11 protein-coding genes are annotated in these 13,417 nt (G+C 69.1%); 1 reads left to right on the plus strand and 10 read right to left on the minus strand.

Annotated elements, in window-relative coordinates; all coding sequences use genetic code 11:
* Complete coding sequence (locus tag AC068B_RS00360) at positions 1-945, minus strand: TraR/DksA family transcriptional regulator (RefSeq protein ID WP_478668006.1); 945 nt, start codon at positions 943-945, stop codon at positions 1-3.
* A gap of 593 nt (positions 946-1,538) precedes the next feature.
* On the opposite strand from AC068B_RS00360, the gene ileS reads away from it, so the two are divergent.
* Positions 1,539-4,700 carry an isoleucine--tRNA ligase gene (gene ileS, locus AC068B_RS00365; RefSeq protein ID WP_478668008.1) on the plus strand — a complete coding sequence of 1,054 codons (3,162 nt, stop codon included), beginning with the start codon at positions 1,539-1,541 and terminating at the stop codon, positions 4,698-4,700.
* Positions 4,701-4,904: 204 nt separating this feature from the next.
* Here the strand turns inward: ileS and AC068B_RS00370 are convergent, their stop codons facing one another.
* The 9 genes from AC068B_RS00370 to ftsW all read right to left on the minus strand — a co-directional run bounded on the left by AC068B_RS00370 (position 4,905) and on the right by ftsW (position 13,377).
* Positions 4,905-6,020, minus strand: a complete 1,116-nt coding sequence (locus AC068B_RS00370; RefSeq protein ID WP_478668009.1) for a DivIVA domain-containing protein — start codon at positions 6,018-6,020, stop codon at positions 4,905-4,907.
* A 55-nt stretch (positions 6,021-6,075) separates the two neighbouring features.
* On the minus strand, positions 6,076-6,360 hold the full coding sequence (locus AC068B_RS00375) for a YggT family protein (RefSeq protein ID WP_356263701.1): 285 nt from the start codon (positions 6,358-6,360) through the stop codon (positions 6,076-6,078).
* An 80-nt stretch (positions 6,361-6,440) separates the two neighbouring features.
* Positions 6,441-7,076 carry a cell division protein SepF gene (locus tag AC068B_RS00380; RefSeq protein ID WP_356263698.1) on the minus strand — a complete coding sequence of 212 codons (636 nt, stop codon included), beginning with the start codon at positions 7,074-7,076 and terminating at the stop codon, positions 6,441-6,443.
* Between the two features lie 124 nt (positions 7,077-7,200).
* Complete coding sequence (locus AC068B_RS00385) at positions 7,201-7,920, minus strand: YggS family pyridoxal phosphate-dependent enzyme (RefSeq protein ID WP_478668011.1); 720 nt, start codon at positions 7,918-7,920, stop codon at positions 7,201-7,203.
* A 6-nt stretch (positions 7,921-7,926) separates the two neighbouring features.
* A complete protein-coding gene (gene pgeF / locus AC068B_RS00390; protein WP_478668012.1) occupies positions 7,927-8,637 on the minus strand; it encodes a peptidoglycan editing factor PgeF in 711 nt (236 codons plus the stop codon).
* Between the two features lie 17 nt (positions 8,638-8,654).
* Entirely contained in the window at positions 8,655-9,884 is a 1,230-nt protein-coding gene (gene ftsZ, locus AC068B_RS00395) for a cell division protein FtsZ (RefSeq protein ID WP_306333884.1), read from the minus strand.
* Between the two features lie 275 nt (positions 9,885-10,159).
* Complete coding sequence (locus AC068B_RS00400; protein WP_478668014.1) at positions 10,160-10,951, minus strand: cell division protein FtsQ/DivIB; 792 nt, start codon at positions 10,949-10,951, stop codon at positions 10,160-10,162.
* 14 nt (positions 10,952-10,965) lie between these two features.
* A complete protein-coding gene (murG, locus tag AC068B_RS00405) occupies positions 10,966-12,060 on the minus strand; it encodes an undecaprenyldiphospho-muramoylpentapeptide beta-N-acetylglucosaminyltransferase (protein WP_468560152.1) in 1,095 nt (364 codons plus the stop codon).
* A gap of 6 nt (positions 12,061-12,066) precedes the next feature.
* Entirely contained in the window at positions 12,067-13,377 is a 1,311-nt protein-coding gene (gene ftsW, locus AC068B_RS00410) for a putative lipid II flippase FtsW (protein WP_478668015.1), read from the minus strand.
* Between the last annotated feature and the right edge of the window lie 40 nt (positions 13,378-13,417).

Consider the following 13,417-nt stretch of genomic DNA (forward strand, 5'->3'; position numbering starts at 1 on the left):
TCAGTAGCGGCGCTCCTGCTTCTGCTTGCACTCCACGCACAGCGTCGCGCGCGGGAAGGCCTGCATCCGTGCCTTGCCGATCGGATTGCCGCAGTTCTCGCAGAGGCCGTACGTCCCCGCGTCGAGGCGCTCCAGGGCGCGCTCGGTCTGCACGAGCATCTCGCGCGCGTTGGCGGCGAGCGCCATTTCGTGCTCCCGCGTGATGTTCTTCGTGCCGGTGTCCGCGTCGTCGTCGCCCGCCCCGTCCCCGGAGTCCCGCATCAGGCCCGCCAGGGACTCCTCGGAGGAGTTGATCTCGCTGCCCAGCCTCAGCGCCTCGCTCTGGAGCTCCGCGCGGGCCTCCGCGGCCTCTTCCGGCGTCCAGGGGTCCTCCCCGGGCCGGACCGCGAGCTCGCCGGGCTCCACCGCCGCAGCGCGCGCCTTGGGCACCGCCGTCGGCTGCTTCGCTGCTGTCGCCGTGCCCGGAGTCTTCTTCGCAACCACCGTCGTGGCTCCCGTCGTCTCCGCGGCCTCAGCCGCATCATCGGCCGCGGACGCGGCCGTCTTCTTGGCCGTGCTCTTCTTGGCCGTGCTCTTGTGCGCGGTGCTCTTCTTGGCGGCCGTCTTCTTCGCGTTCTTAGCGGGGACGGCCTTGGCAGCGCTCTCAGGGGCCTCGTCGGCGCCTGTGTCCTGAGCGGCCACCTCCTGGTCGACCGCCTTGGCGGCGGTCTTCTTGGCCGCCGTCTTCTTGGTGGCGGTCTTCTTCGCGACGGCCTTCTTGGCCGTGGCCTTGCTCGTCGTGGCGTTGGCTGCCTTGGCTGCCTTGGCCGTCGTGGCCTTCTTGGCAGCCGTCTCCTTGGCCCCGTGCGTGCTCTTCTTGCCGCTCACATCCTTGGCCGTCGCTGCGGCCGCGCCTGTGGATCTGCCGGACGCCGACTGCTGTACGGCGGTCTTCTTCGCCACCATGGCCGCGGCCCCTTCACATATTGTGATCTTGCTCGCGAATCGTGCTGGGACGATAAATCGACTCCAGGCCCGCGGCAACGGGGCACGCCGCCCGATTCCCCCGCCCCACGGGTGCCGCGAGGCGAGTCTGCATGCGTTGTGCCCAACTCCCTGCCGGGTAATCCGCCGTCCGGAGCGCGCCAGGAACCGCCCGTCCCGCATGTCGCCATTCGGGTCAGTCGCCACCTCCTCCCCCACCCGCCACAGGACTCCCGGAAAACCGGTCGGCGCCCCCTTCCCGCGCGCCGTACACTTGACGGCAGCGAGAAGCGTGGATGGGGACGAGTAGCGGCGCACGCAGCCATGAGCGACCCGGGGACGGTGCGAGCCCGGGGGCCGGCACGACGCGAAGATCACCCCGGAGCCGCCGGAAGAACGCCGAAGCGTCCCAGCCGAGGCAAGTAGACCCGGTATCGCGACCCCAATGAGGGGGCTCACCGGCGCGGACCCCGTTCCGGAGAGCCAAGGAGGGTGGTACCGCGGGAGCGCGCCGCACCAGGCGCACACGGCTCTCGTCCCTCCGACGGAAGGCAGCACATCCGCCGGAGGACTCGTTGAATACGCCGCCGCAGTACCGTCAGGTGCCCGCCCAGGTCGACCTGCCTGCCCTCGAGCACGCCGTGCTCGACTTCTGGAGCGAGCAGAAGATCTTCGCCAGGAGCCTCGAGCAGTCCGAGGGCCGCCCCGAGTGGGTGTTCTACGAAGGCCCGCCGACCGCCAACGGCATGCCGGGTGCCCACCACATCGAGGCCCGCGTCTTCAAGGACGTCTTCCCGCGCTTCCGCACCATGCGGGGCTACCACGTGGCCCGCAAGGCGGGCTGGGACTGCCACGGCCTGCCCGTGGAGCTCGCGGTCGAGAAGGAGCTCGGGTTCAACGGCAAGAAGGACATCGAGGCGTACGGCATCGCCGAGTTCAACGCCAAGTGCCGTGAGTCCGTGACCCGGCACACCGACGCCTTCGCCGAGCTCACGACCCGCATGGGGTACTGGACGGACCTCGACGGCGCCTACCGCACGATGAACCCCGAGTACATCGAGTCGGTCTGGTGGTCGCTGAAGGAGATCTTCGACAAGGACCTCCTCGTCCAGGACCACCGCGTCGCCCCCTGGTGCCCGCGCTGCGGCACGGGCCTGTCCGACCACGAGCTGGCGCAGGGCTACGAGACGGTCGTCGACCCCTCGGTCTATGTCCGTTTCCCGCTCACCTCCGGACCTCTCGCGGGCGAGGCCGCCCTCCTGGTCTGGACGACGACCCCCTGGACCCTGGTCTCCAACACCGCTGTCGCCGCGCACCCGGACGTCACCTACGTCGTCGCGACGAACGGCGAGGAGAAGCTGGTCGTCGCCCAGCCGCTCGTCGAGAAGGCACTCGGCGAGGAGTGGGAGACGACCGGCGAGACCTTCACCGGCGCCGAGATGGAGCGCTGGAACTACCAACGTCCCTTCGAGCTCGTAGAGTTCCCGGCTCCGGCGCATTACGTCGTGAACGCCGACTACGTCACGACCGAGGACGGCACCGGTCTGGTCCACCAGTCCCCCGCCTTCGGTGAGGACGACCTCAAGGTCTGCCGTGCGTACGGCCTGCCCGTCGTGAACCCGGTCCGCCCGGACGGCACCTTCGAAGAGGACGTACAGCTGGTAGGCGGTGTCTTCTTCAAGAAGGCGGACGAAACCCTCACCAAGGACCTCGACGACCGCGGCCTGCTCTTCCGGCACATCGCCTACGAGCACAGCTACCCGCACTGCTGGCGCTGCCACACGGCACTGCTCTACTACGCGCAGCCGTCCTGGTACATCCGCACCACGGCCATCAAGGACCGCCTCCTCCAGGAGAACGAGAAGACCAACTGGTTCCCCGACTCGGTCAAGCACGGCCGCTTCGGCGACTGGCTGACCAACAACGTCGACTGGGCACTGTCCCGCAACCGCTACTGGGGCACCCCGCTGCCCATCTGGCGCTGTGAGGAGAACCACCTCACCTGTGTCGGTTCGCGCGCCGAGCTCTCCGACCTGACGGGCACCGACCAGTCCGAGCTCGACCCGCACCGCCCGTTCATCGACGCGATCACCTTCACCTGCCCGCAGGAGGGCTGCGGATCCACGGCCACGCGTGTGCCGGAGGTCATCGACGCCTGGTACGACTCGGGCTCCATGCCGTTCGCGCAGTGGGGATACCCCCACAAGAACAAGGAGCTCTTCGAGAGCCGCTACCCCGCGCAGTTCATCTCGGAGGCCATCGACCAGACCCGCGGCTGGTTCTACACGCTGATGGCCGTCGGCACCCTGGTCTTCGACAAGTCGTCCTACGAGAACGTGGTCTGCCTCGGCCACATCCTCGCCGAGGACGGCCGCAAGATGTCCAAGCACCTGGGCAACACCCTGGACCCCGTCCCGCTCATGGACCAGCACGGCGCCGACGCGGTCCGCTGGTTCATGGCGGCCGGCGGCTCCCCGTGGGCGGCCCGCCGCGTGGGCCACGGCACCATCCAGGAGGTCGTCCGCAAGACGCTCCTCACGTACTGGAACACGGTCGCCTTCCAGGCGCTCTACGCCCGTACGTCGAAGTGGGCCCCCAGCGACGCCGACCCGGCGCCCGCCGACCGCCCGCTCCTGGACCGCTGGCTGCTCAGCGAGCTGCACGCGCTGACCGACCAGGTCACCCAGGCCCTGGAGAGCTACGACACCCAGCGCGCGGGCAAGCTCCTGTCCGTCTTCGTCGACAACCTCTCGAACTGGTACGTCCGCCGCTCCCGCCGCCGCTTCTGGCAGGGCGACAAGGCGGCCCTGCGCACCCTGCACGAGGTCGTCGAGACGGTCACGCGCCTGATGGCCCCGCTGACGCCGTTCATCACGGAGCGCGTCTGGCAGGACCTGATCGTGCCGGTCACGCCCGACGCCCCGGAGTCGGTGCACCTCTCCTCCTGGCCGGAGGCGGACCTCTCCGCCATCGACCCCGAGCTGTCCCAGCAGATGGTTCTCGTCCGCCGCCTCGTCGAGCTCGGCCGCGCCACGCGCGCGGAGTCGGGCGTCAAGACCCGCCAGCCGCTGTCCCGCGCGCTGATCGCGGCGACGGGCTTCGAGTCGCTCAACCCGGAGCTGCACGCCCAGATCACCGAGGAGCTCAACGTCTCCTCGCTGGCTTCGCTCTCCGACGTCGGCGGCTCGCTGGTCGACACCACGGCCAAGGCCAACTTCCGTGCCCTCGGCAAGCGGTTCGGCAAGGGCGTCCAGGCGGTCGCCAAGGCCGTCGCCGAGGCGGACGCGGCCGCGCTGTCCCTCGCCCTGCGCGAGGGCACGGCCTCGGTCGAGGTCGACGGCGAGACGGTGACGCTGGCCCCGGACGAGGTCATCATCACGGAGACCCCGCGCGAGGGCTGGTCGGTGGCGTCCGAGTCCGGCGCCACGGTCGCCCTTGACCTGGAGATCACCGAGGAGCTGCGCCGTGCGGGCCTGGCCCGGGACGCGATCCGCCTGATCCAGGAGGCCCGCAAGAACAGCGGCCTGGACGTCGCGGACCGGATCGCCCTGCGCTGGACCTCCACGGACCCGGCGGTCGGCACGGCCCTGTCCGAGCACTCCGAGCTCATCGCGGACGAGGTCCTCGCCACGACGTTCCTGAACGAGGACGGCGCCCCGGGTGAGGCGGACGACACATTCGGTCAGCCGTTCACCGACGACGCCCTGAAGCTGACGTTCCGCCTCCGCAAGGCGTAACACCTCCGAACGGACCGAAGGCCTGGCCCCGCCAAAGATCTTGGCGGGGCCGGGCCTTCGGCGTTGCGTACCCACGTACAGATGAACGTTTCTGCACAGCGGCGACGGCAGAAGGCGGCACAAGACGGCAAAAGGGCCGGGCCCCCAGAAACTCTGGGGGCCCGGCCCTGAATGCTGCCGACGCCTACGGCGTGGTCATGCCCGTCAGTTGTCGTCCTCGTCGATGAGGAAGCCGCGCATCGGCGACGGAGCCTGCTGCATCGGGGCGGGACCCTGCGGCCGCACCGGCGCCATCGGCTGCGTCATGGCGGGAGACATCTGCTGCTGGCCGCCGTAGGACGGGCCGCCGGCGGGCTGGTTGTTGCCGCCCATCGACTGGTTGCCGCCGTAGGACGGGGCACTCGCACCGGCCGGAGCCATCGACGGCGCCGGGGACGGCGGCAGCGAGGCGGTGGCCGGAGTGCGCGGCGGAGCCAGCGAGTCGTCGGCCTGGGTCTCCAGCTGGCGCAGCTGCGACTCCAGGTACGACTTCAGACGCGTGCGGTACTCGCGCTCGAAGCCGCGCAGGTCCTCGACCTTGCGCTCCAGCGTGGCGCGAGCGGACTCCAGGGAGCCCATCGCGACGCGGTGCTTCTCCTGCGCGTCCCGCTCCAGGGCGTCGGCCTTGGCACGGGCGTCGCGCTCGAGACCCTCGGCGCGCGAACGGGCCTCGCCGACGATCTTGTTGGCCTCGGAACGGGCCTCCGCGATCGCCTGGTCGGCGGTCTGCTGCGCAAGGGAGAGCACCCGGGCGGCGCTGTCGCCGCCGGGGCCCTGACCGGGCTGCGACATCTGCGGCGGGCCGCCCATGGGGCCGCCCATCGGACCGCCCATGGGGCCACCCATCGGACCCTGACCCATGGGGCCGGGACCCTGCGGGCCGCCCTGCGGACCGTGTCCGCTGGGGCCTGCGGGCAGCTGCGGAGCGCCACCGGGCAACTGCGGCGGGCCACCCATGGGGCCGCCCATCTGCTGTTGCTGCTGCGGCGGGACCGGCTGCGGACCCGATATTGCGGCAGGCACGGGGGCACCAGGACCTCGCTGGTCCTGGGGGCCGGGCCCGTCGGGGCCCTTGCGCATGCCGCCCTGCTGCTGGTTCTGTGCGGCGGCACGGGTGGCCGCGGCAAGCTTGGCGCGCAGGTCCTCGTTCTCACGGAGGAGTCGCGTCAGTTCGGCTTCGACCTCATCGAGGAAGGCATCGACCTCGTCCTCGTCATAGCCTTCTCGGAGGCGGACGGTCGTGAACTGCTTGTTCCGCACGTCCTCGGGGGTCAACGGCATCTCTTCACCTCAACGTAGTCGTCGGCATTCGGCAAGACCGTATTAGACATCTCGCTCACACCTGGCTCACGACGGTGATCAGGATGTAGACGATGATCATCAGTACGAAGAAGGACAGGTCGAGCGCCACGCCCCCGAGACGCAGCGGCGGAATGAACCGCCGCAGAAGCTTGAGCGGTGGATCAGTGACAGTGTAGGTGGCCTCCAGAACGACCACCATCGGCTTGCCGGGTTGCCATGAGCGGGCGAACTGGAAGACGTAGTCCATGACCAGCCGGAAGATCAGCACGATGAGGAAGCACATCAGCGCGATGTAAAGCACTTGCGTGACCACGCCCATGTTCGCGGTTCCCTCTCCCCTGTTACTTCGTGCTCGTTGTTCCGGTACTGCGTCTACGGCAACTGCTACATCACTGCGTCTCAGCTCTGGTTGAAGAACCCGCCCTCTGCGATGCGAGCCTTGTCCTCCGCCGTTACATCGACGTTAGCAGGCGACAACAGGAACACCTTCTGCGTCACTCGCTCAATGCTGCCATGCAGGCCGAAGACCAGACCGGCGGCAAAGTCGACAAGTCGCTTCGCATCCGTGTCGTCCATCTCCGTCAGATTCATGATCACCGGAGTGCCTTCACGGAAGTGTTCCCCGATGGTACGGGCCTCGTTGTAGGTCCGGGGGTGCAATGTGGTGATGCGGTAGGGCTCCCGCTCGGACACGACCTTGGGCATGATCACCGGTGCGTTCTTCTCCAGGCTCTGGCGTTCAGGTGTGATGGATGCCACGGGGGCGATTCGTGCCGGACGTCCCGATTCCGCGGCTAGCGAAGCGGAATGGGACGCCGGTTCACGCGGGGCGGGCGGCTGCACCACTCGCACCGATTCGTCCCTTTGTGACTGGTGGGACTGGTGCGACTGATGCGAGGGTTCGTGCCTCCTGCGGTCACGCTCGGGCTCCGGCTCGGGTTCGAACTCGTCATCGGGGTCGAACCCCGGACCGTCGTACCCATCGTCCTCCACGAGGCCGAGGTAGACCGCCATCTTGCGCATCGCGCCGGCCATGCTCTGAGTCCTCCGCTCTGTGGTGGATCGGCTGTCGTCACCAACTGCTCGCGATCCACGAGGTATCCCCGCCCAACAGCGAGAATGACCATATTTTCTGCTGTGGTCCGACTTCTTGGCGACGTTACCCGAGCCCGGGTCGGACTCCGAGTACCGCCGTTCCGACGCGCACATGTGTCGCCCCGGCCGCAACAGCCTGTTCGAGGTCCGCACTCATCCCTGCCGAGACCATGTTCGCAGCAGGATGAGCCGCGCGCATGAGGGTTGAGAATTCCATCAACCGCTCGAACGCCGCCTGTTGCCGACCCGCGTACGGACCGGTGAGCGGCGCGACGGTCATCAGACCATCGAGCCGCAGTCCCGGTGCCCCGGCCACGAGACCGGCCAACTCTTCGATTCCGCCCGGGCCCACGCCCCCGCGCTCGCCCCGGCCGTTCTCCTCGGCGTCGAGCGCGACCTGGATCAGGCAGCCGAGCTCGCGCTCCTCGCGCACCGCGGCCGTCGAGAGAGCCGTGACGAGCTTGGGACGGTCCACGGACTGCACCACGTCGGCATAACCGACCACGGAACGGACCTTGTTGGTCTGCAGCTGGCCCACGAAGTGCCAGCTGAGCGGGAGATCCACGCAGTCGGCCGCCTTCGGGGCCGCGTCCTGGTCGCGGTTCTCCGCGACGTGCCGCACACCGAGTTCGGACAGGATCCGCACATCGCTCGCGGGATAGGTCTTCGTGACCACGATCAGGGTCACTTCTTCCCGCTTGCGCCCGGCCGCGGCGCAGGCCGCGGCGATGCGCTCCTCGACCTTCGCGAGGTTTGCGGCGAGTTGAGACTTTCGCTCCGTCATGCCCTATCAGTCCAGCCAGACATAGCCCGCCAGGCGACCGGTGGACCGGTCCCTGCGGTACGAGAAATGGTCACCGGACTCCAGGGTGCACACCGGCGACTGCTCCCGGTCGCACACCCCGAGCCGCTCCAGCTGGGCGTGCACTCCGGCGGTCACGTCGACCGCCGGCGTACCCCAGCTCGTTTCGGCGTACGCCGCGGGCTCGACGGCGGCGACATCGGCGCGCATCGCTTCCGGCACTTCGTAACAACGCCCGCAGACCGCGGGACCGGTGCGGGCGACGATGCGGCCGGGCTCCGCGCCGAGCCGCACCATGGCCTCGACGGCGGCGGGCACGACGCCCGCCACCATGCCGGGGCGGCCCGCGTGGGCCGCGGCGGCTACTCCCGCCACCGGGTCGGCGAGCAGGACGGGGGTGCAGTCGGCGGTGAGGACCGCGAGGGCGAGGCCCCTGCGGGCCGTCACCACCGCGTCGACGGACGGGATCCCGGTGTCCTGGTCCCAGGGACCTTCGACCACCGCGACATCGCGGCCGTGCACCTGGTTCATCCAGACGACCCGGACCGGGTCGATGTCCAGGGACTTGGCGGCCAGCGTGCGGTTGGTGCGCACGGCCTCCGGGTCGTCACCGACCGCGCCGCCGAGGTTGAGCTCTTCGTACGGAACGGCGCTCACCCCGCCCCACCTGTCGGTGAAGGCGAAGTGCGCGCCGCTCACGGTGCTGTGCTTGCTTATCACTTCAAGAAGTCCGGCACGTCCAGCTCTTCTGCCTGGCTGTCCTGGTAGGGACGGGCCGGCGGAACCTGCGGCGGGGCCGAGGGCGCGGACGGTGCCTCGCTCGCCGGAGCCGCCTCCGCGGGCTCCGGGGTGGCGGGCTCGTCGCGCGGGGTGACGGAGCCGAGGCCACCGAAGGCCGGGCGGGACGATTCCGCGGGCCTGGCGGGCGTCGCGGGCTCCTCGCGCTTGGCCGAGCCGGACGATGCCGAGCCGAGGACGTTGTCCCGCTTGGACGGCGGCTGTCCGCCGTCGAAGCCCGCCGCGATGACGGTGACCCTGACCTCGTCGCCGAGTGCGTCGTCGATGACCGCACCGAAGATGATGTTCGCCTCGGGGTGTGCCGCCTCGCTGACCAGTTGGGCCGCTTCGTTGATCTCGAAGAGGCCCAGGTCCGAGCCGCCGGAGATGGAGAGCAGCACACCGCGGGCGCCGTCGATGGACGCCTCAAGGAGCGGCGAGGAGATCGCCATCTCGGCGGCGGCCACCGCGCGGTCGTCGCCGCGGGCCGAGCCGATGCCCATGAGCGCCGAACCGGCCTCGGACATGACCGACTTGACGTCGGCGAAGTCGAGGTTGATCAGGCCGGGCGTGGTGATGAGGTCGGTGATGCCCTGGACACCGGAGAGCAGGACCTGGTCCGCCGACTTGAAGGCGTCGAGGACGGAGACCTGACGGTCCGAGATGGACAGGAGCCGGTCGTTGGGGATGACGATGAGGGTGTCGACCTCTTCGCGCAGCTCCGCGATGCCGTCCTCGGCCTGGTTGGCACGGCGGCGGCCTTCGAAGGTGAAGGGCCGGGTGACCACGCCGATGGTGAGGGCGCCGAGCGAGCGCGCGATGTTGGCGACGACGGGTGCGCCGCCGGTGCCGGTGCCGCCGCCTTCGCCGGCGGTGACGAAGACCATGTCGGCCCCCTTGAGGACCTCCTCGATCTCCTCGCGGTGGTCCTCTGCGGCCTTGCGGCCGACGGCCGGGTTGGCGCCGGCGCCGAGTCCGCGGGTGAGTTCACGGCCGACGTCGAGCTTGACGTCGGCGTCGCTCATCAACAGGGCTTGCGCGTCGGTGTTGATGGCGATGAACTCGACGCCCTTGAGACCGACCTCGATCATCCGGTTGATGGCATTGACACCACCGCCGCCGACACCGATGACTTTGATGACTGCGAGGTAGTTCTGCGGTGCTGCCACGTCGAAGGCCTCTCGCCTCGAGTTACGTGTCGCCGTTTCGCTCTGACGCGATGCGACGACTGATGCCGAATGGGACGGTCCGAACGCCGACCCGAACCCTAACGCTGAAGTTTAGGGTTACCAGTGTGTCTGTTCCTTGGACTCTTCCGAACAGGACACTAAGTCGACAAGTGGCGCACGTTCAACGAACACGCCGAACCTCCCGTTTTTCTTTTCACCCTATGTGATCAGCCATAGCGCTGCCGAACCAGGGTGCTGGCCTGCGACGATATGCGTCAACTCCCCGTTGATGCGGGGGCGGTGGGGACGCTCACGTCGAAGTGCCGTGCCTTGGGTACCGCTTTCATGAGCGCGGTGAGGGTAGTGGCCTTGGCACGCCCCTTCTCGCCACTGCCCCAGTCGACGGTGCGCCCGCCGCGCAACTCCAGCGAGATGGAGTCGTACGAACGGACCTTGACGTTCCGGGTATCGCGGGCGACCGCTTCGGGCAGGTCACCGGCGACCCGGACCGCCTCGCGCAGCAGGCGATCGGTGCCGAAACGGCGCAGACTTGCCGGTGCGCTCTCCCGGTCCACCCGCAATTCGAGCTTCGGGACTCCGCCGGGCGCGCGTCCGACCGTGGCGAATCGCACTCCCTTGGCGTCCACTTCGACGAACTTTCCGCCCTTCTCGATGAGCAGAACCGGCTTGCGTTCCGTCACTTTGAGTCCGATTGTGTGCGGCCACGAGCGGACGACATCAACCGAGTCAATTCGGGGCAATTTCGAGCGCAGCCGCTCTTCGAGCGCATCCGTATCGACCGAAATCAGTGGTGCCCCGACGGGTGCGTCGGCCGCCTCGCGGACTTCTTCGGGCGTCAGGACGCGGGTTCCCGACGTCTTCACGCGCTCCAAACGCAGCCACTGCGATCCGTAGAGCAACCAGACCGCCCCGGCGCCGAGCAGTACGACGAGCACCAGGACGATGATCAGAGTGCGTGAACGCGGCAGCCCGGGGCGGCGCATGCGCTGCGGGCGGGGCGGGCCGGACTTCTTCTGCTGCCGTTCGGCGGTGGTCGGTCCGGCCACGGTCCCCTGCCTTCTCACGCGTTGCGGCGTGACGCAATCGCCTCGTACACCATGCCGACGAGCAGCTCGTCGGCGTCCCTGCGGCCGAACTCCGAGGCCGCGCGGGACATCTCGTACAGCCGGTGCGGGTCGGCGAGCACGGGCAGGACGTTGCCCTGGACCCACTCGGGCGTCAGTTCCGCGTCGTCGACCAGCAGTCCGCCGCCGGCCTTGACCACCGGCTGGGCGTTGAGCCGCTGTTCGCCGTTGCCGATCGGCAGCGGGACGTAGGCGGCGGGGAGCCCGACGGCGGAGAGTTCGGCCACGGTCATCGCGCCCGCGCGGCAGAGCATCATGTCCGCAGCGGCGTACGCGAGGTCCATCCGGTCCACGTACGGTACCGGGATGTACGGGGGCATCCCCGGCATCTGCTGTACATGCGGCAATTCGTTCTTCGGGCCGACCGCGTGCAGGATCTGGATGCCCGCGCGCTGCAGCACGGGGGCGGCCTGCTGGACGACCTCGTTGAGCCGCCGTGCGCCCTGGGAACCGCCGGACACCAGCAGCGTCGGCAGGTTGGGGTCGAGGCCGAAGGCGGCACGCGCCTCCGGACGGACCCGGGCCCGGTCCAGCGTGGCGATCGTGTGCCGCAACGGGATGCCGATGTAGCGGGAGTTGCGCAGCTTGCTGTCGGGGGTGGCGACGGCCACCCCGGAGGCGTACCGCGAACCGATCTTGTTGGCGAGGCCGGGGCGCGCGTTGGCCTCGTGCACGACGATCGGCGTCCCGGTCCGCTTGGCCGCCAGATAGCCCGGCAGGGCCACGTAGCCGCCGAAGCCGACGACGCAGTCCGCCTTGGTGCGCTCCAGGATCTGCTCGGCCGCCTTGATGGTGCCGCGCAGCCTTCCTGGGACGGTGATCAGTTCAGGGGTGGGCTTGCGCGGCAGCGGGACGGCCGGGATCAGCGCGAGTTCGTAGCCCCGCTCGGGTACGAGCCGGGTCTCGAGTCCACGCTCCGTGCCCAGGGCCGTGATGCCCACGGTCGGGTCCTGCCTCCGCAGGGCGTCCGCGAGGGCGAGCGCGGGCTCGATGTGGCCGGCGGTCCCCCCACCGGCGAGTACGACATGCACCGAAATTCACCGCTCTCCGGACGAACGCGCCTTGACGCGCCGTCGCATCGTGTTCCATCTCACCCGAGGTTGCCGCATGGCCAGGGCCGCCTTCGCCGCCGGGTCCGATCGCGCGAAGGCGATGAGGAGTCCGATGGCGAACATGGTCGGCAGCAGGGCCGAACCCCCGTAGGAGAACAGCGGGAGCGGGACACCGGCGATCGGCAGCAGACCGAGCACCGCACCGACATTGACCACGGCCTGCGCCGTGATCCAGGTGGTCACGCCTCCCGCGGCATACCTCACGAAGGGGTCCTCCGTGCGTCCGGCCACGCGGATACCCGCATAGCCTAGAGCCGCGAACAGAGCGAGCACCGACAGTGTCCCTGCCAGGCCGAGTTCCTCCCCGGTGATGGCGAAGATGAAGTCGGTGTGCGGTTCAGGCAGTTGACCCCATTTTTCCACACTGGCGCCGAGTCCAGAACCGAAGAACCCGCCGGAGGCCAGGGCGTAGATCCCGTGCACGGCCTGCCAGCACTGGTCGCCGGGGCCCGGATCCGTGGCGCCGATGCAGCCGAGCCTTGCCATGCGGTTGGGGCTGGTCTTGATGAGAATCACACCGAGGAGCGCCGCAATGCTGAGCACCCCCGCGAAGAGCCGGGTGGGCGCTCCGGCCAGCCAGAGCAGTCCGAAGAGGATCGCGGTGAGGATGATCGCCGTGCCCATGTCGCCGCCGAGCATGATGAGTCCGAGCAGCATGAAGGCGACGGGGACGAGCGGCACCAGCATGTGTTTCCACTGGGCCAGGAGCCGCTTGTCGTGCTTGCGCGCGAGCAGGTCGGCGCCCCACAGGACCAGGGCGAGCTTGCCGAACTCACTGGGCTGGAGCTGGAACGGGCCGCCCAGGTAGATCCAGTTCTGGTTGCCGTTGACGCTGCGCCCTATCCCCGGGATCTGTACGAGGGCCATCAGGAAGACGGTCACCGCGAGGATCGGGTAGGCGAGCGCCCGGTGCAGTTTGATCGGCATCCGCATGGCGACCAGGAGCAGGATCGTGCCGAGCACGGCCGCCACGAACTGCTTGCGGAAGAAGTACGAGGCGGGCAGGTTCAGCTGCAGCGCCTGGATCATCGAGGCCGAGTAGACCATCACGAGGCCGAGCACGGTGATCAGCAGGCTGCTGCCGAAGATGAGGTAATACGCCGTGAGCGGCCTGTCCCAGGCCTTGCGTGCCCTGTTGTAGAGCCGCCTGGGCCCGCTCTCGCCCGGAGGGTGGGAGGCACCTCTGGCGCGTACCGGAGCCGGTCGTTTGGCGACCCGCACGGAAGACCTGGCCACGTTCCCCTCCCAAGGGTGTGCCCGGCGCCCCGCCGGGCGG

This window comes from Streptomyces sp. NPDC042371 (assembly GCF_056437465.1).

Coding starts and splice junctions, on each gene's coding strand:
- AC068B_RS00360 (WP_478668006.1), bottom strand. CDS start 945: ATGGTGGCGAAGAAGACCGCCGTACAGCAGTCGGCGTCCGGCAGATCC.
- AC068B_RS00370 (WP_478668009.1), bottom strand. CDS start 6,020: ATGCCGTTGACCCCCGAGGACGTGCGGAACAAGCAGTTCACGACCGTC.
- AC068B_RS00375 (WP_356263701.1), bottom strand. CDS start 6,360: ATGGGCGTGGTCACGCAAGTGCTTTACATCGCGCTGATGTGCTTCCTC.
- AC068B_RS00380 (WP_356263698.1), bottom strand. CDS start 7,076: ATGGCCGGCGCGATGCGCAAGATGGCGGTCTACCTCGGCCTCGTGGAG.
- AC068B_RS00385 (WP_478668011.1), bottom strand. CDS start 7,920: ATGACGGAGCGAAAGTCTCAACTCGCCGCAAACCTCGCGAAGGTCGAG.